15 protein-coding genes and 1 tRNA gene are annotated in these 20,216 nt (G+C 30.4%); 7 read left to right on the top strand and 9 right to left on the bottom strand.

Annotated features, from left to right (window positions below):
- The 9 genes from ACQY1Q_RS15995 to ACQY1Q_RS15955 all read right to left on the bottom strand — a co-directional run.
- Window positions 1–1,154 (bottom strand): tetratricopeptide repeat protein (locus tag ACQY1Q_RS15995; RefSeq protein WP_431006338.1); only part of this gene is annotated, 1,154 nt, incomplete at its 3' end.
- Between the two features lie 389 nt (window positions 1,155–1,543).
- On the bottom strand, window positions 1,544–1,969 hold the full coding sequence (locus ACQY1Q_RS15990) for a hypothetical protein (protein WP_431006337.1): 426 nt from the start codon (window positions 1,967–1,969) through the stop codon (window positions 1,544–1,546).
- Window positions 1,970–2,352: 383 nt separating this feature from the next.
- A complete protein-coding gene (locus ACQY1Q_RS15985) occupies window positions 2,353–2,934 on the bottom strand; it encodes a hypothetical protein (RefSeq protein ID WP_431006336.1) in 582 nt (193 codons plus the stop codon).
- 303 nt (window positions 2,935–3,237) lie between these two features.
- The gene (locus tag ACQY1Q_RS15980; protein ID WP_431006335.1) at window positions 3,238–4,905 is read right to left on the bottom strand and encodes a recombinase family protein; all 1,668 of its coding nucleotides are present in this window, start codon (window positions 4,903–4,905) and stop codon (window positions 3,238–3,240) included.
- A gap of 147 nt (window positions 4,906–5,052) precedes the next feature.
- Window positions 5,053–5,223 (bottom strand): hypothetical protein, encoded by a 171-nt coding sequence (locus ACQY1Q_RS15975; protein WP_431006334.1) that lies wholly within the window; start codon window positions 5,221–5,223, stop codon window positions 5,053–5,055.
- Between the two features lie 112 nt (window positions 5,224–5,335).
- On the bottom strand, window positions 5,336–5,800 hold the full coding sequence (locus ACQY1Q_RS15970) for a JAB domain-containing protein (RefSeq protein ID WP_431006333.1): 465 nt from the start codon (window positions 5,798–5,800) through the stop codon (window positions 5,336–5,338).
- Between the two features lie 140 nt (window positions 5,801–5,940).
- Window positions 5,941–7,557, bottom strand: a complete 1,617-nt coding sequence (locus ACQY1Q_RS15965; protein ID WP_431006332.1) for an Eco57I restriction-modification methylase domain-containing protein — start codon at window positions 7,555–7,557, stop codon at window positions 5,941–5,943.
- On the bottom strand, window positions 7,544–10,525 hold the full coding sequence (locus ACQY1Q_RS15960; protein WP_431006331.1) for an Eco57I restriction-modification methylase domain-containing protein: 2,982 nt from the start codon (window positions 10,523–10,525) through the stop codon (window positions 7,544–7,546). The genes ACQY1Q_RS15965 and ACQY1Q_RS15960 overlap by 14 nt, the downstream gene beginning before the upstream one ends.
- Window positions 10,526–10,765: 240 nt before the next feature.
- A tRNA-Leu gene (locus ACQY1Q_RS15955) sits at window positions 10,766–10,847 on the bottom strand.
- Window positions 10,848–11,284: 437 nt separating this feature from the next.
- On the opposite strand from ACQY1Q_RS15955, the gene ACQY1Q_RS15950 reads away from it, so the two are divergent.
- The 7 genes from ACQY1Q_RS15950 (at window position 11,285) to ACQY1Q_RS15920 (ending at window position 20,143) form a co-directional block, all read left to right on the top strand.
- A complete protein-coding gene (locus ACQY1Q_RS15950; RefSeq protein WP_431006330.1) occupies window positions 11,285–12,673 on the top strand; it encodes a dipeptidase in 1,389 nt (462 codons plus the stop codon).
- Window positions 12,674–12,808: 135 nt separating this feature from the next.
- Window positions 12,809–13,177 (top strand): BlaI/MecI/CopY family transcriptional regulator, encoded by a 369-nt coding sequence (locus tag ACQY1Q_RS15945; RefSeq protein WP_431006329.1) that lies wholly within the window; start codon window positions 12,809–12,811, stop codon window positions 13,175–13,177.
- The gene (locus tag ACQY1Q_RS15940) at window positions 13,177–14,964 is read left to right on the top strand and encodes a M56 family metallopeptidase (RefSeq protein ID WP_431006328.1); all 1,788 of its coding nucleotides are present in this window, start codon (window positions 13,177–13,179) and stop codon (window positions 14,962–14,964) included. The genes ACQY1Q_RS15945 and ACQY1Q_RS15940 overlap by 1 nt, the downstream gene beginning before the upstream one ends.
- An 81-nt stretch (window positions 14,965–15,045) precedes the next feature.
- Complete coding sequence (locus ACQY1Q_RS15935; protein WP_431006327.1) at window positions 15,046–16,146, top strand: DUF4407 domain-containing protein; 1,101 nt, start codon at window positions 15,046–15,048, stop codon at window positions 16,144–16,146.
- A 63-nt stretch (window positions 16,147–16,209) separates the two neighbouring features.
- Entirely contained in the window at window positions 16,210–18,120 is a 1,911-nt protein-coding gene (locus ACQY1Q_RS15930) for a DUF3857 domain-containing protein (RefSeq protein WP_431006326.1), read from the top strand.
- 8 nt (window positions 18,121–18,128) lie between these two features.
- Window positions 18,129–19,055 carry a DUF3857 domain-containing protein gene (locus ACQY1Q_RS15925; RefSeq protein WP_431006325.1) on the top strand — a complete coding sequence of 309 codons (927 nt, stop codon included), beginning with the start codon at window positions 18,129–18,131 and terminating at the stop codon, window positions 19,053–19,055.
- Complete coding sequence (locus ACQY1Q_RS15920) at window positions 19,001–20,143, top strand: transglutaminase domain-containing protein (protein WP_431006324.1); 1,143 nt, start codon at window positions 19,001–19,003, stop codon at window positions 20,141–20,143. The genes ACQY1Q_RS15925 and ACQY1Q_RS15920 overlap by 55 nt, the downstream gene beginning before the upstream one ends.
- Window positions 20,144–20,216 lie beyond the last annotated feature (73 nt).

Here is a 20,216-nt window from a genome sequence, read left to right as displayed (position 1 = left end):
GCTCCTTTATTGATTCTTTCCAAGATGTTTTTCTGATCGTTTACTTCTCTTTCATGAGAATAAAATTCATCTTTTAATGCTTTCTCAGCACTGTAATTTTTATGAGCTTGAGATTGATACGGTTTAAGTACCTCTTGTATTTTAGCATCGATTTCATTCGTACTATTCTTCACTAAAGCTTTGTATTTACTTTTGCGACTATCATATTCCTTTTGGGTTTCAAATTCACTTTTTCCTTGGTTTAAAGAGGCATTCTCATTTTTTACCCTCGCGATAATTTCTTTTCTTTCATTTATAAGATTGAAATAACTATCTTTTATTTTTTGTAGAGGAATAAGAGCTTTTTCTAGAGTTTCTAAACTCTTTTCCGTCTTGCTTTTTATCTTTTGATAGTCTGCTATTTTAGATTGAAGAATAGGATTCGTGCTAACAGCATTTATCTCTTCTTTAATCAAAGATTTGGATTTTTCTATGTTTTCAAACAAAGTTGGGCTTTTCCCTCCGCTTTCTATGGCTTTTTCATACCACATTATGGCGTTCTTATAATCCTTCAACTTTTCAAAATAGATTTTTCCAATTTTAGATGCTGGTCTTAATTTTCTTTCTGTCTTAGCCTGTTTATAAGCTCTTTTGTAATAATAGAGTGCCATATCAATACTACTATCAACCCCATTCCCCTCAAAATACATGTCTCCTAAACTAAAATGTGCACTTGCATAATCCATTTCTGAACTTTTATCAAAATACTTTTTAGCAAGAGTGTATTTTTTTAGCTTCTCGTACAAATAGCCTAAATCATAAAGTGATTTACTATACATTTCTTTAAGTTCTGATCTATTAACTGCTTTCTTTCCCGGGTATCTTTGTCTCTCGAAACTTACACTATAAGCATGCTCAGAATACTGTATTGCCTTTTCCAAATACTTCTCTGCCTTCTTCAAATTCTCTTGAAAAATATGGGTTTCACCATTATTAAACCCCTTATTCTGATAATGAAAAGCAAGACTTAGACAGGCTACAACATTATTCTCAAGAGCCCTTTTTTCAAGCTCTACGACTTCTTTCTTATCCAATTCAAACCTCTTTCTTTTTTGTCCATTTGTTTCTATAGAAAAGAAAACGAACAACAATAATACAATTGTATATTTTTTCATATTTAAAATATTGTTACTTTTTGAGGTTCTAAAAAAGCAGATTAGCTAATAGATAAATGAAAAAATAAAGCATAAAAAAGGCGTGAACCTCACCAAGTCAGCTAGCTGGGCATCGGCAAACGCCTCGAAGAACTGAAATAGAATATCGGAACACACCCAAATAGGTGCATCTCGCAGACTAATTCCTTCTTCTTAAATTTTGCCGATTTTAGCTAGAGAAATAGTACACGTTTTAAACGCTTATATGTTTATTAAAAATTACTTTCTTATAATTTGTCTTTTAAAAATTCAACCTCAAATATAAAGATTTTAGTGTACTATAAACCCATAAAAAAAGAAAACCTCGATCTTATAGGAACGAGGTTTATAACCTGAGAAGTTTTTAAGAGCTATAATTCAAACTCAATAAGTTGTTTCTCCAATTCAGCCTTACGATGTTCTAATGTAGCTTTTAAATGATTGGTTACCAATTGGATTAAATTCGTATTGGTGGTTTTAAACTCTAATCCTTGGCTATCTTTCATATAAAAGCTCGCAGAATCTGATTGATTGTACTTAAAACGATTTAATTCGGTAAGGGTCGTAGATAATCGTTCACGTTGATGAGCTAAGCCTTTTAATTGTTCAAACTTTTGCATTCGGTCATCTAAGTTGATAATCGTTTTTTCTTCTGTTTGAATTGGTTTTGGCTGTTCTTTAGCAACCGGAACGGGTTTTGGCTCCATAGCTTCTTTTGCTAGTTTTTCTTGTACTGCTTTTTTAGCTGTAGTTGACTCTTTTTTTGAGGTTCCGTTTTGTTTTGCAATTGTTGTCATAATGATAAAATTTTAAATGAAACATAAATTCTTGTGGTGATACCTGTTATATAAAAGCGGTATCAAACACAATGCGAACAACAGTTGCGAGCCTTGGAACAGACAAGACTTGGGCGGTTATTTTTCGACAGAAAAATGTTCGACAACCTGAAAGGCTTGGTCTTGTAGAAGCGGTGGACGAAGCAACTTACCTTGCATGGGTTTGTATCCGTTTATAACCGGTAGCATCTGTTCTATGTTTTATTGAATTTGGATTATGGCATTGCATAACAGGAAGACATAAAACAGTATATTGTCTTAAAAAAAAACTCTATGAACAACATTAAAAAAGAGCCATAAACAGATGTTATGACTCTCTTGAAAAACTGATCAATAATCAACTCTTAATGATTGAATTCTTTAGGTGATAACCAACCAAGCTTAGTACTTCCTGAATGATTTGGATTCCAAACCACCCAGCAATATTGTTGTTTGGCTATTCTGGTTTTATAAGAACCTTTAATGCCATAAGGCCAACAAATAAGTTCATCTAAAAGATAAATGGCACTCGGAGGCGTTTTAATGAATTTTTTATGTCGATTTGGGTTACACAGTGAACGAAGATTAAGAAGCATAGCAACACTTCCTCCCGTTTTTCTGGTATGAATAAGTGCTTTTCTAATAAAAGCATCTCCTAATCCGTACTTTCCGTAAGGAGGATTGGTTACAATATTTTTTGCAAGAGGTTTTTCTGTCTTGAGAAAATCTATGCCTCCTTGACCATAATTTCTCTGTGCCAAATCAGTAGAAATAACTTTATATCCGGCTTTTATACATTCTTTAGAAACATCACCATAGCCACAAGCTGGTTCCCAAATTGAACCGTCGAATTTCTCTACAGATAATAAAGCTTTTACTGCTTCAGGAGGTGTAGGATAAAACTCTAGATGAGCACGTTTACCAAAAGTATTTTTATAGGTGTTCATGATAATTATTAGGATTAAGAAATATGAACACTTGAAGTGAAACAAGCTTTTTAGTGTATCCATCAAAAGGGGCACCCGACAGGCAAATCCTTGATGGAGAAACGAAGCTTGTAACTTCTATTAGTGTTAATTTCTCTCAATCCGTTGTTATGAACACTAACCTTTCTTTTGGGGCTAACTTCTGTTTTTATCAATTTTCCCCACGAACAAAAGAATTTATTACCTAGGGAAAAAGATAATATTTGACCTTATAAAAAGCTTCAAAAATAAATTCTACCACTTCTCAAAGGTCATGTTATAGTATTACAAAGTGGTTCGATATTCGTTCAGTATGGCCAGCCAAGCGTAATAGCACTCTTTTTGACCTCCTTTCAAGCCTTTCACAGATTGGCTTTTTGGCGGTTCGAAGCCTAGCTTTTTATGCTTCCTCATACTAACAAGAGATAAATAGACTTTTTTGGCTTGCATACTGACTTCTTTGTCCATTATAGCGTGGTTCGAAGATATTTTATTGAGGAGTATTTTTCTCTCTTTTGGCAGGTAGTCTATAAAGCGTTTTTGCAATCCCTCTAAAAAAGTTAGCTCCTGTCTTATTCTAGTAATAACACCATCATTCCTTTGAGAGACTTCAATAGCTTCCAGTTCTTTTTCCAGTTCTTCATTTTTGATTCTAAATGTTTCTTTGTCAATTTCATTATTAAGTCTTAGATCTAAAAGTCTGTCTTTTTGAATTTTCAATCGTTTTTCTTTTTGTTCAATTAAAAACACTGCTTCTTCCTTCTCTTTTTTTGAAACATTTTTCAAGAAATCAAGCCAATTTTTACTCCATTTTATAAACTCTTCATTTATCTCCAATTTTGCTAAAAATTTTATAACCTCCTTTTCTAATACTTCTACTGTTATTGATTTTTGAGCACACTTCTTCTTAGATTTAGAACAGTGATAATATGTATAGAATGTTCCTTTATCAATCGTTGCGGACGTAATATTATATCCACACAAACAAACCTTTGCGTGTTTTGCTGTATGTCTTCTCCTGCATTTAGGACATTTGTATTTAACTTTGGTTTCTGCTGTTATAGAACAAGCACATTCCCCACAGTAAAACAATCCTGTATAAGTAAAACTGCAACTCGTTTTAGATTTTCTCCCTTTATTACTAAGAAATCTCTGCACCTCCATAAATTCTCTATGAGTTACCATGGCCGTATGGTTTCCTATATTCTCATTTTCTCCATTTTTAACCTTTCCGTAATAAAATGGATTGGTAAGGATTCCGTGAAGTGTTCTTACACTTAAAGGCACATTTCCCGTTCGTTCTTTTGGTCTGGTTTTAAATCTCCAATCATCATTGGCTATCGTGCATATTTGCTTAAGAGAATAAGTACCCGTTAAAGCTAAATCCCACATCTTACGAACTAAATAAAACCGTTCATTATCAATTTCAATAGTTTTAGTAACCTTATTATTGAGATAACCTTGTGGTGCAACATGACAGAAACCTCCGTTCTTTATTTTAGTTCGATTCCCTCTTCTTACATTATTCGATAAATCTCGGCTGTACTGATTAGACATTCCTATTTCAATAGACAAAGGAAGCATGTTATCAGTAGGAAGGTACGTTTTATAAGGGGTTTTTATAAATTTTAAAATTCCTTTTTCTAGACAATGTAAAATCATACCTCCTTCAATATGGTTTCTGGCTAACCTATCCGCTTTCCAACACAATACCCCGTCTATTTTCCCGTCATTAATATCTTGTAACAACTCATTAAAGCTGTCTCTGTTATTGGGTTTGTATGCTGAAGCATGATCCTTATAGGTTTTTATAACCTCAATACCTTCCCTTTTTTCCATTTCCATAAGTACATCTATTTGTGATTCTATAGATTGCACTTGCCTTCCCTTATCCTCCTGAGATTTTCTAACATAACGACACGTCCTAAAATTTGTAGTATCTATTGAGTGCATTGTTGCTGTAGTTAATAACAAAAAGAGATGGTTCAGGCTTCCCAATCAAATAGTTATATTCATATTGGCTGAACCACCTCTCCTTATTGAGAGATAATTTTTACTATTCGAGTTTTGGGAAGCAATTTTATATTGGATGAGAAGTTATTATTTGTCAATAAAATGGTTTAATAAATGTAATTCCCCTTGAGAGAAAGCATAGATATAAAGTAAGTCTTTTGCTTCTTCTTCAATCTGTGTTTCAGTTAATTTTATACCATAATTCTTCTCAAATAATACTTTTAATTCTTCTAGAGCTTCTTGGGGTATCTTAATCATCATATAAGGCTAAGAACTAGGTTTCTCTTATATCTTTGATTATCAAAACCACCAAAAATAAATACCTAGAAAGCATTTGCTTTCCAGGTATTTATTGCCTTGCAAGGTATTTCTATATCATTCCTTGATCTGCAAAACTGTAATAACTCGTTTCTGTGATAATAAGATGATCTAGTAATTTTAAGTCGAGCAATCCTAATGAACTTGAAACTTTCTTAGTAAGTTCAATATCTGCATTGGAGGGTTTTAACTTACCTGAAGGGTGATTGTGAAATAAAATCAAAGCCACCGAATTCGTAAGCAACGCTCCTTGAATAAGGATTCGAATATCAAGCAAAGTAGCAGTAATTCCTCCAACACTTAGTAATTGATAAGCAAGTACCTTATTTGCATTATCTAAATACAAAACGTACATATGTTCTCGGTAATTGATTTGCGTTACCGGAAATATTTCTCGGATACAACTATCAGCATCTTTAGAACTTGTAATTTTCTGAAAAGGAGTTTCTATTTTCTTTTTATACGATACTTCTATTTCTCCAATAGCAAACTGAGGAAGAACTTTTGAATTTTTCATGATACCAAATATTTTAAAATTATTTGGCGGTTTCCAATCGAAAAGAAAACTATCACAAAGAGGAATTGGAATAAATCTTATGCCGAGAAAATCTTTGTGATTGCTTTTCTTGAAGATTATCTTTGGTAAATAATTGTAACTTATACTTTCTTTTTACCTCTATTCAATCTTCTTTTACTAAGTTTTTTCCAAATATTATCTGCAATCAGAATTTCTTCATCTGTCAACCCATAATTTTTCTTTAAAATTTTGTCATTAGTTATTTTCAATAGATCAGAAATATCTTTTTTATCTCGAATAAATTGATTTATTAAGTCTAACAATTCAGAGTTACCTTCATTATAAGGTAATAAAATTCTCTCAACTTCATTTGGCATTAATTCTAAAACTCCGCCACCATGACTTCTCCCACAAATTTCGGAAAAGGCCAACGAAAGAGAATTATAATAACTAGCTGTTAAAGCCTCCAAATTAACACCTTCTTTTACCGTTACCCTATGCATTGTATCTGTTGTATAAGCATTAGCTTCATTTATGATTAATTTAGGATACTTATTATTTCTTCTTATAAATAACGCATCAGATATTCTTAAGGAAGGAATAATTTGCCACTCTTCTCTGATCCTACATTTATAACCTTCATTTATTTTTTCGTCCTCCCCTTTTTCTATATACTGCTTCGCTTTAAAATTTTTCTCTATCTCTGAAATTTTAGGGAAACATAATAAATGAGCCTTTGCCTCCATCTCTTTATTTTTTTCCCAATCTGCATTTGTAAAAACTACGCTTGGAACTTGCACACTTCTTCCTACTAGAGGCTTTGCATATTCATTTAGATTGAACTTTTCTACAACTGACTTAGGTACTGTAAAAAAGGGATTAGCACCAGTAGTTATACCTACTTCCACCTTGGCATATTCACCCAATCCTAAAATATTTCTTTCTTTTTGAAACTTCTCTAAAAAATCAATTTCATGTTGTTCTAAAAAATAAAAAGTCCATTTATTTGATTTAAAATCAATTTGTTTTTTAGGGCTCTTAAGTTTAAAAACATCTAAATGTTTTAACTCTTCTGCATCTTTTAATTCTAAATGCTCTATATGGTGGTTATTCGTCTTATTTTTTTCACAAAGCAACAGAACTACTTCTTGTTGGATATCAGGAAAAACCAATTTTTCAAAAGAAATGATATTTATCTTGTTAAAAAAACTACCTAAAAAACCTCTTAAAGATTGTGCATAGGAAACTTGTAAAATTTCTGCTGGTAATACAAAACCTATTTTCCCCTCTTCTTTTAATAGTAAAGAACTTCCAACAACAAAAGAAACCCAAGCATTTGTTAATTTAGAATATTTAACTCCAGCTTCTTCAAATATTTGAGATGCAAATTCTTGTTGCTTTTTGTCAAAATATTGATAACGAATGTAGGGTGGATTACCAATTACTAAATCAAACTTTTGTTTAGTGTTTATACAAAAATCATGAAAATCAGTATTAATAATTTTCGTCTTTTTTAATCCAATATTTTTAGCTTTATCTGCCTCTACTGTATCTAACTCTATTGCTGTTATAGAATTATATTTATAATTTTTATTATTAATTTCTTCTAAAAAAACTCCATCTCCACAACTTGGTTCTAATATATCTAACTTATTATTACCATTGAAAGCCCATTTAAATATAAAAGAAGCTATAGGTGCTGGTGTGTAAAACCCACCTCGTAGTTTTTCTTTAGATGCATTTTTAATTAATTGCATGTAATTCTGATATTAAAGGAATAAGTTCATCTAAATCTCCTAAATTATATAACTTTTTAATTTCTTCTTCTAATTCTCTCTTTTTATTATTGAATTCTCTACCTAATGGAATTCTAATTCTCCTATTTCCGATATTTTCATCAATCTCTCCCTGAATCTTTATTAAATTTTCTTGAAGTATGGAAATTCTATCATGCATTCTTCGCTCATCAATATTGTTAAAATTGATGACTCTAATCGGCAATTTCTTTAGTACTTTTGTACCTCTAGCAATATAACCTCCTCTAAAAACTTCTCCATTCAATGCAGAAAACCACTCTAAATATTTAGAATTTAAGAGTGCTTGAATATAGTAAATTGAATATTCAAATTCTTCTGGTAAGGTTATCATACAATACCCGGCAGTACCTCCAGATGATATCAATGTTTGATGATAATCTATAGCATATTTATCTCCTTGTGATAATACTCCAACTATGATTTTAGCAGAAACATCACACTTATCTAAACTTTGATGTCTTCCATACCTATACCATTCCTCTGATGTTTCTGGTATTGGCTTTATATCTCTTTTATCATTATTAAGCTTACTTTCATAATTCATTAGATAATTGAACAAACAAGGAAAATCATTTTTCAATTTATTAATCTCAACAAACTCAATTCCGCTTTTTGTTCTCAAATATGGGTAAATTACAAACGAATTTGGTACAAAAGGACGATAGGTATTCAAGTTATCTGTTCCTTTCCCTGTTTTATAGTATGGTCTAGTCAACTCTTTTTCAACCTTCCATTCTACTTTATCCTTAATAAAATAAAAATAATTTTTATCTTCTTTAATTGGCTGATGAATATATACGTTATTTGCACTAGTCTGAATTCCATTATAGATATTATCTTTACCTACTAAATCTCCCAATTTTATCGATTTAGAAAAAATTATATCAAAAATATCCTTTAACTTATTAGGTATCAATATCCAATCATCTTTCTCTAAACTTTCATAGCTAATTTCGCTAGAGATATCTTCATTTATATTTCTTGTTACCCATTTTCTAAGAGAAGGAACCTCCGTATAATTCAATACTTTAGAATCTTCTTTTTTTAATATTAACAAGCAAGTATATGTTGTTTTATTTTGAAACACTTGATTAGCCCCAAATGAAACAATTTTCTTTAATAGATTCGTATCAAGAAGTATTTCTCTAAGCTTTTTACCAGCACCTACTTTTAAAAATTTACTCGGTGTTATATAACCCAAATAACCTTCTTCTTTCAATAACCTAATTCCCTTTTCAACAAATAGGAAGTATTTATCAAATTGCATATATGAGGAATAATAAAATTCTTTATACAAAGGTAATTCCAATGGTGTAAACTCTTTCATATGCTCTGTAGCCATGTAAGGAGGATTACCAATTATAACATCAAACTTTAAATCATTAAAGTTAAACGGATTAATTATCAGTTTATCTTCTTCTCGAACCATATTATCTTCAATAAGACTATTACCATATTGAATATTTTCTAAATTTGGAAGAATTGGGATTGATACAGTCAAATTATCTTCATCTTCTAATAACTTTAATAACAATCCAAATTTACAAGCTTCTACCGCACTAAAGTCTTTGTCTATTCCATAAATACAATTCTCTAACAACTTCTTTTTAATCTCAAACTTTAATTTATAAGTATCTATAGAGGTCTGTATTAATTTACTCTTATCATGTAATAAATAGTAATCAATAAGTAAATCTTGTAGTAACTGATATGCTTCAAGTAAAAAAGCTCCAGACCCACAAGCTATATCGGCATAAGTAGAGTTTAAAATCTCCTCATCTGTTTTTTCTTTACAAAATTCACTAATTGTCTCACGTAAAATATCTCTTATTATAAATGTTGGTGTTGTTACAATATCTCTATCTACATTTTCTGGTTTCTTTTCTAGGAAAACAATTCCATCTGAATCAACATTTAATTGCTCCCCTAAAAACATTTCATAAATATTGCCCAAAATATTCGAGGAGAATACAGTAAAAGAATAACTACTTTCAGGAAAGTAAAGCTCTTTTATTATTTTCCAAAATGCTGATTGGTTATTTTCAATAATCTCATCTCTAAAAGGGAGATCAAATAATCCCGCATTATATTTTTTATCTGCTTCTTTAAACTTATCTATCAAGGATTTAAAATCTTTAGAGTCAGCATAACTTAATAAAGTTTTATACACTTCTAAATTCCTGTCCTCACAAACTCTCAGAAAAATAATACTATTTATATAAGACTGTACTATGTCATTTAGACTTTGAACGCTAATATTTGAAGATTTAAAATTAAAAATCTCATTCCCAAAAATCTCCCTCCATTCATTAATCTGGGACAAAAACAAACTGTCAACACTAGATTTTTTTAATTGTTCTTCTATATCCTGCCATACCTCATCAAATTTCCCGGTATATACTGATTCATAACTTAAAAACTCTTTTATTTCTTCAAAACACTCCTCATATTTAGAATAATGATATCTTTTTATTAATGATTTTGCTACATTGTCTTCAGAATTAACTTTTTCTGAACAGTCATAAATTGCTAAGTATTCAAAATTGGATAAAACAGAAATCTTTAATCTTGCAGTGAAGCCATATCGTCTAACTTGTTTTGCAGAATTATTTATACTTTCAATCTTAACGCTAGGCTTTTTAGCTTCTAAAAAAAACTTTCTCTCTGAAAATAATCTAAAAGTATAATCAGGCTTTTTTGTGTTCTCGGTAGCATTACCCCTCAAACCTTCTTCTAATAAAACTTCTCTTTCATTGGTAGATTTCCCTTTCTGATTCTTAATATCCCAACCTAACAATTCAAATAAAGGGTCTAAAAAATCAATACGTAATTGTGTTTCATTATAACTTGGATTTAAATATGTTTCTCTATTTTGATGATATTTTTCTACAAGTTGTTTGATTAACATTTTAATTAACTTTATGGGATTTGATTCAATTATACAAAAATAGTTCTTTAGAACTAAGGATTCATATAACATCTTATATTATCTGGATTATCCTTTGATTTTAATAAGCCTTATAACCGTTACTAAACTATCATTTTAGAGAAATAATGTCCAAGTAATATAGGATTATTTTTTATTGTTGTACCTATGTTGTACCCAACAAAAAAACCGAGATTAAAAAATCTCGGTTTTCTCTTTCAGTACGGGTGGAGAGACTCGAACTCACACACCTTTCGGCACTAGATCCTAAGTCTAGCGTGTCTACCAATTCCACCACACCCGCGTACTTTTGATTTGTGCCTGCAAATATACACAAACTATTCAATTTTCAAACTTATTACCTTTCTTTTATTTTATTTTATTATTACCTACTTATAAATCAACAAACTACAACATAAAAAAAGCTCTCATTACGAGAGCTTACAATTAATTCTATTTTAAAACCCTTCTAAAAATTTTAAATAGATCACTAATGCGCGTCAAAAGTAAACAGATGCCACTTTAATAAAGTTAACAAATCATTATCTGTTTTTTAAAAAATAAGCCACGCTTACGCTAAACGTGGCTATTTTAGGGGAAAAAACAATATAAGGGGAAATTAAATAGGTAACTAGTAACTATTTATATTTATAAGAAACTAAAAAGTGAAAAAAGTCACAAAATTTTAAAAAATATCATTTCCAAAAAATAATTTAACTTAGCGTATTTAATTATTATACAATGCAAACTATTCAAGAATATATTACGCAACACAAACAGCGCTTTTTAAATGAGTTAATTGATTTACTCAAACTTCCTTCTGTAAGTGCAGATCCGGCTTTTAATCAAGATGTACTAAACACAGCAGAAGCTGTAAAAAATAGTTTAGAAAAAGCAGGTTGTGATAAAGTAGAAATATGTGAAACTCCGGGATATCCTATTGTATATGGAGAAAAAATTATCGATCCTAACTTACCAACTGTTTTAGTCTATGGCCATTATGATGTTCAGCCTGCAGATCCTATTGATTTATGGAATTCTCCTCCATTTGAACCGGTAATTAAAACAACTGATATTCATCCGGAAGGAGCCATTTTTGCCAGAGGTGCTTGTGATGATAAAGGGCAAATGTACATGCACGTAAAAGCTTTAGAGTATATGACACACACAGGTAATTTACCTTGTAATGTTAAATTTATGATTGAAGGTGAAGAAGAAGTAGGATCAGAAAGTTTAGCTTGGTTTGTTCCTCGAAATAAAGAAAAACTTGCCAACGATGTAATTTTAATTTCAGATACAGGAATGATTGCGAACGATATTCCTTCTATTACTACCGGTTTACGTGGTTTAAGTTATGTAGAAGTTGAAGTTACCGGGCCTAACAGAGATTTACACTCTGGTTTATATGGCGGTGCTGTTGCTAATCCTATTAACATTTTAACTAAAATGATTGCTTCTTTACATGATGAAAACAATCATATTACCATTCCAGGCTTTTATGATAATGTTGAAGAATTATCACGTGAAGAAAGAGACGAAATGGCTAAAGCTCCGTTTTCTTTAGAAGAATATAAAAATGCCTTAGATATTAACGATGTATATGGCGAAAAGGGTTATACAACCAATGAGCGCAATTCCATCAGACCAACGTTAGATGTCAATGGTATTTGGGGTGGATATACAGGTGAAGGAGCAAAAACTGTAATTGCCAGCAAAGCGTATGCTAAAATATCTATGCGTTTAGTTCCTAATCAAGATTGGAAAGAAATTACGGAGTTGTTCAAAAAACATTTTGAAAGTATTGCTCCACAAGGTGTACGTGTTAAAGTAAAACCGCATCATGGTGGACAAGGTTATGTTACTCCTATTGATAATATTGGATATCAGGCCGCCAGTAAAGCATATCAAGAAACCTTTGGAGTAACTCCAATTCCACAGCGCAGTGGGGGAAGTATTCCTATTGTAGCTTTGTTTGAACAAGAATTAAAAAGTAAGACTATTTTAATGGGATTCGGATTAAATTCTGATGCTATTCATTCTCCCAACGAACATTTTGGGGTATGGAATTATTTAAAAGGTATTGAAACCATTCCATATTTCTACAAATATTTTACAGAGTTATCTAAATAATTTTTACCTAAAACACTGATAAAAATAGCCTTGAAAAAGTTTCAGGGTTATTTTTTTTTGACTTTTCTACACTTCTACAGTTGTAGAATTAAAAAATATTTCTACATTTGTAGAGTTAATTCTAATTTTGTAGAAATGCAGTTATCAAAAACAGAAGAACAGTTAATGCAATACTTATGGAAGCTAAAAAAAGCTTTCATGAAAGATTTACTAACAGAGTTTCCGGAGCCTAAACCGGCAACTACAACAGTAGCCACCTTGTTAAAAAGAATGCAAGACAAAGGTTTTGTTGACTATAAATTGTATGGTAAATCAAGAGAATACTATCCGCTAGTTAAGAAATCAGATTACTTTTCAAAACACGTAAACGGCTTAATTAAAAACTTCTTTAACAACTCGGCAAGTCAATTTGCTTCCTTTTTTACTGAAGAAACAAATCTATCAGTATCAGAGTTAGAAGATTTAAAAAAAATTATTGAAGATCAAATTAAAAAGCAACAATAATGATTGCCTATTTTATTAAATCCGGAATTTGTTTAGCCTTGCTATTAACGTTCTATCATTTAGTGTTAGAACGTGAAAAAATGCATCAATTTAATCGTTTCTTCTTATTAGGAAGCATTGCTTTTTCTTTTATGGTTCCTTTTTATACTATATATATTAAAGTGCTACCTCCTGTTATACATACAACTGATACTATTATTTATGATGAAGCTACTGTAGTCGACATATCAGAACCCGTTCAGGAAATCAATTATTTATTAATTATGTACCTGATTTTTACACTGATGTTAGCAATTCGATTTATAAAAAATCTTTTGGCTATTCATTTTAAAATTAAACAAAATCAGCAAATACAAAAAGATAAAGCTGTTTTGGTTTTGGTTGATGACACTATAAGTCCTCACACCTTTTGGAATTATATTTTTATCAATAAAGAAGAATACAACTCAAATACCATTGAAACAGAACTATACACACATGAATTAACACATGCTTTACAAAAGCACACTCTTGATATCTTAATAGTTGAAATACTACACGTAATTTTTTGGATAAATCCAACTTTTATATTTCTAAAAAAAGCTATTAAACTTAATCATGAATTTTTAGCCGATAACAAGGTTATAACAACTCATAAAAACACAACCAAGTATCAATATTTACTCTTAAATAAAGCTACTTGGAGCAACACATATTACTTGGCCAGTAATTTGAATTATTTATTAACTAAAAAAAGATTATTAATGATGACAAAACGTAGTTCACGAACAATAATAACGTGCAAAAAACTGGCAATAATACCTGTTTTAGCCGGATTTATTTTGCTATTTGCTAATAGAGTAGAAGCAAAAGAAGAAGTACTTTCTACAGAAAATTCAAGCTCTGTAAGTGTAACAAAACTAAACTTGACTAAAAAGCAAGATTCAATACCACCAACCATAGTAAATAGTAAAGAGTCTAAATATAAAAATGCAAAAATTATATATACTGATGAAAACGGTAACAAGATTGTTAAACGGTTTTCACAATTAACAGACAAGGAAAAAAAGCTACTTCCCCCTCCGCCACCTCATTCATTAAGAATAAAAAAAACACCTACGAACCAATTAATAAACGAATTAAAAAACGAAGATAAATATGCCATTTGGATTGATGGAGTAGCCGTAAAAAACGAGGTTTTAAACACATATAAAAACACCGATTTTTATACTTACACTGGTAGTTTAGTGCATAAAAATGCCAGAAGTAAAAGATTTCCTCAACAATATCAATACCAATTAACCACTAAAAAAAAGGTAGCAGAAAATAACAAACAACTCCCGCCGCCGCCAAAGCCTAAAACAGGTACTTATAAAAAGGATGGAAAAAATGTATATTATATAAGAAAAGGAGACTCAACAAGTTATTATGATCAATATGGACAAGAGGTTACTAAGGAAGGAAAAATAGTAAATCCTGAGCAAATAACAGCTAAAACCATTAAACATAAAGAGCGAGTTAATTCTTTTGAAAAAAAAGAGGTCCAGTTGTCAAACCCAAGTTTTCCTGAAGTAAAAAAAGAAGACATCTCTAATATTCCACCACCACCTGAACCAATGTCTCCGTCAGATTATATAAAAAGTCATGGAAAAAAGGATTCAAAATATTTTTATAATGAGAAAGAAATAAGCTATAATAAGGCTTTAAAATTATTAGAAGAAAACAAATCAATTAACCTACAAGCTATCGAAAAAGACGGTAATACAACTTTTAAACTTTCAGATAAACCTATAACTATAAAAAGTTAACATTGTTAAAAAGCCTCTTAATTGAGGCTTTTTTTGTAACATTTTTTTAAAACACTCGTTCTTAATCTATAAGCTTATGGTATGTTAAAACAATTTTTCCTTCTTTGTTCGGGGGTTGATTTAATCCTTATTCAAAAATGTTCCAATGGTGAACAAAATAAATACGCTGGTATTGGTGCAACCGTTTTCTTTACCGCTTTAATGGCTACAATTGCTTCAACTTATGCTTTATACACCGTATTTAACACGGTTTATACGTCTCTTTTTTTTGGAATTATTTGGGGATTAATGATCTTTAATCTTGATAGGTTTATCGTATCAACGATGAGAAAAAAAGACAAGTTTAACTCTGAACTTATTCAAGCATTACCTCGTTTAATTTTAGCTTTCATTATTGCCGTTGTTATTTCAAAACCTTTAGAGTTAAAAATATTTGAGAAAGAAATAAATCAAGTTTTACTCAAAGAAAAAAATCAAATGACACTTGATAATAAAACTCAGATTGCACAACAATTCAACCCTGAAATAGAAAAAAACAAGTCTGAAATAGAACTATTGAAGAATAAAATAGCTGCTAAAGAAAATGAAGTAAATAATTTATATGAAACTTACATTGCCGAAGCTGAAGGCAGAAAAGGAACAAAACGAATAGGAAAAGGACCGGTATATAAAGAAAAAAGAGAGAAACATGATAAAGCTTTATCAGATTTAAGTAGTTTAAAAGAACTAAACAATCAAAAAATTTTAGAGAAAGAACAAAATATAGCCCAATTGTTAGCACAACAAAAACAAACTGAAACAAATACGCAACCTATTATTAGCAATTTTGATGGATTAATGGCCAGAATTAATGCCTTAAATAAGCTTCCATGGCTACCCTCATTTTTTATTTTTCTATTATTCTTAGCAATAGAAACAGCTCCTATATTTTCAAAACTTATAAGCTCAAAAAGCGAGTATGATTATACATTTGAAAGTAAAGAATCTGAGGTAGTCACATGGATAAAACAACAAAAACACCAACAAGAAATTCATCTTCAAACTGATATTGACCTCAACACCAAAGTTTATAGTGATTTAAAACATGAAGAAGACATTTATCAATATAAACAAAAGATAGCTAAAGACTTACTAAAACATCAAGCAGATACCTTTTATAAAAATCAGCAACGAGTAATTTAATACCATTTCTTTTAAAATTCATGTTTTTTTTTAATTTTGCAAAAATTAGTTTTAAAAAATTGCATGAAAAATTTAAAGTTTATATCCTTTCTATTTATTTTTTCGTTCTCTTTATTTTGTTTTTCGCAGGAACCTGAAGACTTATCTTCATTAACCATTTCTAAAGAGTTAACAGAGCATGCTAATGCCGTAATACGGTATAGTAATGTAATGGTTGAAATAAAAAACATAGATGATCTTTCCGTTAAAGAAAAAAGAATTGTTACCGTTTTTAATGAGTCCGGCAACAAACATATTAAAGCCTATCAACATTATAACGATGACACTAACATAGGAAAGCTATCTGCTGTTATTTATGATGCGTTAGGAAAAAAAATAAAAAAATATTCTAAAAATGATTTTCATGATGTAAGCGCCATTGACGGAGGAACTCTATATTCCGACTCACGAGTAAGGTATTTAGATTACACTCCCGCATCTTACCCTTATACTGTTGTTTTTGAATCAGAATATGAGAACTCATCAACGGCTTTTATTCCTCACTGGATTCCTATGGAAACTTATAATGTTTCCATTGAAAAAAACATCTATACATTTATAAATACAGCGAATATTGAGCATAGGGAAAAAGAAGAAAACTTTGACACTTATCCTATTAAAAAAACGGCTGAAGGAAATTCTACTGTATACGAACTGCTTAACCAACCAGCAATTAAGCCAGAGAAAACAACATTACCTTTTGATGAGTTAACACCTAAATTAGTAATTGCTTTAAATTCTTTTGCTTTAAAAGGGGTAAAAGGGCAAGCCAAAAACTGGCAAGAATTTGGCAAATGGATGTATGACAACTTGTTGGTAAACAGAAATGAATTAACGCCCTCAACGGTAGCCAAAGTGAATGAGTTAGTTAAGAATCTTAAAACTACCGAAGAAAAAGCTAAAAAAATATACGAATTTGTTCAAAGCAAAACCCGTTACATCAGTGTTCAAGTTGATATAGGAGGATGGGAACCTATTGCGGCTAATAAAGTAGATGCTGTAGGGTATGGTGACTGTAAAGGTCTTACCAATTATACTAAAGCATTATTAGATGCGGTTGGTATTCAATCACATCACGTAATTGTGTATGCGGGTAGTAAAAAAAATATAGCCTCTAATTTTACATCAATGCAAGGAAACCATATGATTTTAAATATACCTAATAATGGAAATGATCTTTGGTTAGAATGTACAAGTCAAACGATGCCTTTTGGTTTTTTAGGTAGTTTTACGGATGATAGAGACGTTTTAGTGATTACCCCGGAAGGAGGAGTTATTAAAAGAACACCTAGCTATAAAAAATCTAGTTTACAGCAAACAAAAGCTACCATTACACTTAAAGAAAATGGCAATATTAAAGCTTCTTTAGTTAGAAAATCATACGGAAACCAATATGATTATAAATTCCCAATTAAAGAATACACCCAAAAAGAATTAGAGAAGTTTTATAAATCATATGATTGGGATTATATTAATAATTTGGAATTGCTCACAATTAATCTGACAAACAACAAAGAGTTAGTTGCGTTTACTGAAGAGCTGGAATTAGCAATCGATAATTTTGCTTCAGTAAGTGATACCAATTATTTATTTAAAGTAAATTTATTCAACAGAATTACCAATATTCCTAATAGGTACAGAAATCGTAATACCCCGTTAAAAGTAAAACAAAACTTCATAGATACAGATGAGTATCTCATAGAAATTCCACAAGGTTATGTAATAAACGGAATTCCTAACAATAAAGAACTAAACACTAAATACGGTTATTATAAAACAACTTTTGAAAAAGTAAATAACACAACTCTAAAGTACACAAGAGAGTATTCTTTACATGAAGGTATTTATCCAAAAGAAGATTATAAAGCTTATAGAGAGTTTATTAAAACAGTTGCTAAAAACGATAATTTAAGAATAGAATTAATAAAACAATAAAAATAGTTATGAGAAATTTTATCATTTACCCTTTTTTATTTCTATCAATACTTATGTATTCTCAAGAAGTTAAATTTGGAAAAATTACCCAAGAAGAGTTGGAAGAAAAAATTCATCCAATAGACTCTACAGCAGATGCGGCATATTTATATAAAAAAAGAAGAACCTATTTTGAATACGATCCGCACAAAGGTTTTATTGTTATTGATGAATATCATGAACGAGTTAAAATATATACTAAAGAAGGATTTGATTACGCTACAAAAAAAATAAGCTACTATGATCCTGAATCCGGAAGTAAAGAAAGAATAAGCGATCTTAAAGCTTATACTTTTAATCTTGAAAGCGGAAAAATTGACAAGCAAAAAGTTGCTTCTAAAGATATTTTTGAAGAAAAAATAAGCAAATATAGAACACTAAAAAAAATATCTTTTCCCTCTGTTAAAGAAGGTTCAGTTATTGAATTAAAATATAAAAGAATAATTCCTTACTGGGAAATACCAAGCCTTGTTTTCCAACATAATATTCCTGTTAACAATCTAGATTATCAAGTTAAAATTCCGGAGTATTTTATTTTCAACAAACGCTCAAAGGGATATTATAGTATACCTGTAAAAGAGGAGAAGTCTTCTGAATCTATAGATTACACGACTAAAGAAAGATCAAGTGGTAACGGTCTAATTACATCTGTCAAAACAACCTTCACGAACAATAGGCATAATTACATAAGTAATATATATATAATACAGAAAGAGAATATTCCTGCCATGAAAGACAATGAGCCTTATTCCGGGCACATTAATAACTATAGAGGTGGAATGGAATTTGAGCTTTCAGGAACACGCTTCCCAAATTCTATGTATAAGGATTATTCTGCTACTTGGACGATGTTTGTAAACAAATCTATAAATCCTCTGATTTTGGTGAACAATTAGATAAACAGAGTTATTTTAAAGAAGACATCACAAATCTTATACAAAGCGCTAACGATGATTACAGTAAAGTTGCTTTAATTTTTACTTTTGTAAAACAAAAAGTTAATTGGAATGGTTACTACAATTATTTTGTAGAAAAAGGTGTTAAAAGAGCTTATAAAGATGGTTCAGGTAATATAGCAGAAATAAAATTGATGTTAACCTCCATGTTAAGGTTTGCCGGTCTTAATGCTAACCCTGTTTTAGTGAGTACTCGTTCAAACGGAGTCCCTATTTTTCCTACACTTAACGGATTTGATTATGTAATTACTAAGGTTAATTTTTCTGACAATACATATATATTATTAGATGCTTCTGAAAAATACTCTTTTCCTAATATTCTTCCGGAAAGGTGTTTAAATTGGAGCGGTAGAGAGCTTTTAGAAAATGCTACTTCTACTCTTGTTAATTTAGTACCTAAAAAACATAGTCAAGAAATACATACGTTACACCTTAAATTGAATGATGACCTTACAGCTAACGGTATGTTAAGAACCTCTTATTCAAATCATTTTGCGTTATTTTACAGAGATCAATACAATGATAAAAAAGAGGAAGATCAAATTACCCGTCTAGAAAATAAATACAATGTAGAAATTGACGATTATAATATTTTAAACAAAAACGATTTAAGTAAGAAAATTGTACAATCTTTTAAATTTACCTCTAGTGATTTAATTGAGGAAATTAATGGCAAAGTTTACATAACTCCTTTATTATTTTTAGCCAAAAAAGAAAATCCTTTTAAAACTAACGAGCGTAATTTCCCTATAGATTTTACTTTACCTATAGAACAAAAATATTCCGTTTCTATAGCTATTCCTGAAGGATATACTATTGAATCTGCTCCGGAAAATCTGGCCATTGGGCTTCCTGAAAATTTAGGTGTTTTTAAATATCAGGTTTCTCAAGATGGATCTAAAATAAGAGTAATTGCTCAATTTCAAATTAACACCCATATAATTTCACCTGAATACTATACTACTTTAAAAGATTTTTACAGGCAACTTGTTACTAAACAAACTGAAAAAATAGTTGTTGTTAAATGAGTCGTCCTAAAATGGGTTGACAGATTTAAAAAATATTATTTAAACTAGAGAGGCTAGCTTCTCTGGTTTTTTG

The organism is Tenacibaculum sp. TC6 (assembly GCF_050606265.1).
Lineage (GTDB): Bacteria > Bacteroidota > Bacteroidia > Flavobacteriales > Flavobacteriaceae > Polaribacter.
Note: the sequence above shows the minus strand (reverse complement) of the source record. Positions and strands in the feature narration are given on the sequence as shown.

Bases quoted from the DNA above. Each gene is read 5' to 3' on its own strand.
- ACQY1Q_RS15990 (WP_431006337.1), bottom strand. From the start codon at position 1,969: ATGACAACAATTGCAAAACAAAACGGAACCTCAAAAAAAGAGTCAACT.
- ACQY1Q_RS15985 (WP_431006336.1), bottom strand. From the start codon at position 2,934: ATGAACACCTATAAAAATACTTTTGGTAAACGTGCTCATCTAGAGTTT.
- ACQY1Q_RS15980 (WP_431006335.1), bottom strand. From the start codon at position 4,905: ATGCACTCAATAGATACTACAAATTTTAGGACGTGTCGTTATGTTAGA.
- ACQY1Q_RS15975 (WP_431006334.1), bottom strand. From the start codon at position 5,223: ATGATTAAGATACCCCAAGAAGCTCTAGAAGAATTAAAAGTATTATTT.
- ACQY1Q_RS15970 (WP_431006333.1), bottom strand. From the start codon at position 5,800: ATGAAAAATTCAAAAGTTCTTCCTCAGTTTGCTATTGGAGAAATAGAA.
- ACQY1Q_RS15965 (WP_431006332.1), bottom strand. From the start codon at position 7,557: ATGCAATTAATTAAAAATGCATCTAAAGAAAAACTACGAGGTGGGTTT.
- ACQY1Q_RS15960 (WP_431006331.1), bottom strand. From the start codon at position 10,525: ATGTTAATCAAACAACTTGTAGAAAAATATCATCAAAATAGAGAAACA.
- ACQY1Q_RS15950 (WP_431006330.1), top strand. From the start codon at position 11,285: ATGCAAACTATTCAAGAATATATTACGCAACACAAACAGCGCTTTTTA.
- ACQY1Q_RS15945 (WP_431006329.1), top strand. From the start codon at position 12,809: ATGCAGTTATCAAAAACAGAAGAACAGTTAATGCAATACTTATGGAAG.
- ACQY1Q_RS15940 (WP_431006328.1), top strand. From the start codon at position 13,177: ATGATTGCCTATTTTATTAAATCCGGAATTTGTTTAGCCTTGCTATTA.
- ACQY1Q_RS15935 (WP_431006327.1), top strand. From the start codon at position 15,046: ATGTTAAAACAATTTTTCCTTCTTTGTTCGGGGGTTGATTTAATCCTT.
- ACQY1Q_RS15930 (WP_431006326.1), top strand. From the start codon at position 16,210: ATGAAAAATTTAAAGTTTATATCCTTTCTATTTATTTTTTCGTTCTCT.
- ACQY1Q_RS15925 (WP_431006325.1), top strand. From the start codon at position 18,129: ATGAGAAATTTTATCATTTACCCTTTTTTATTTCTATCAATACTTATG.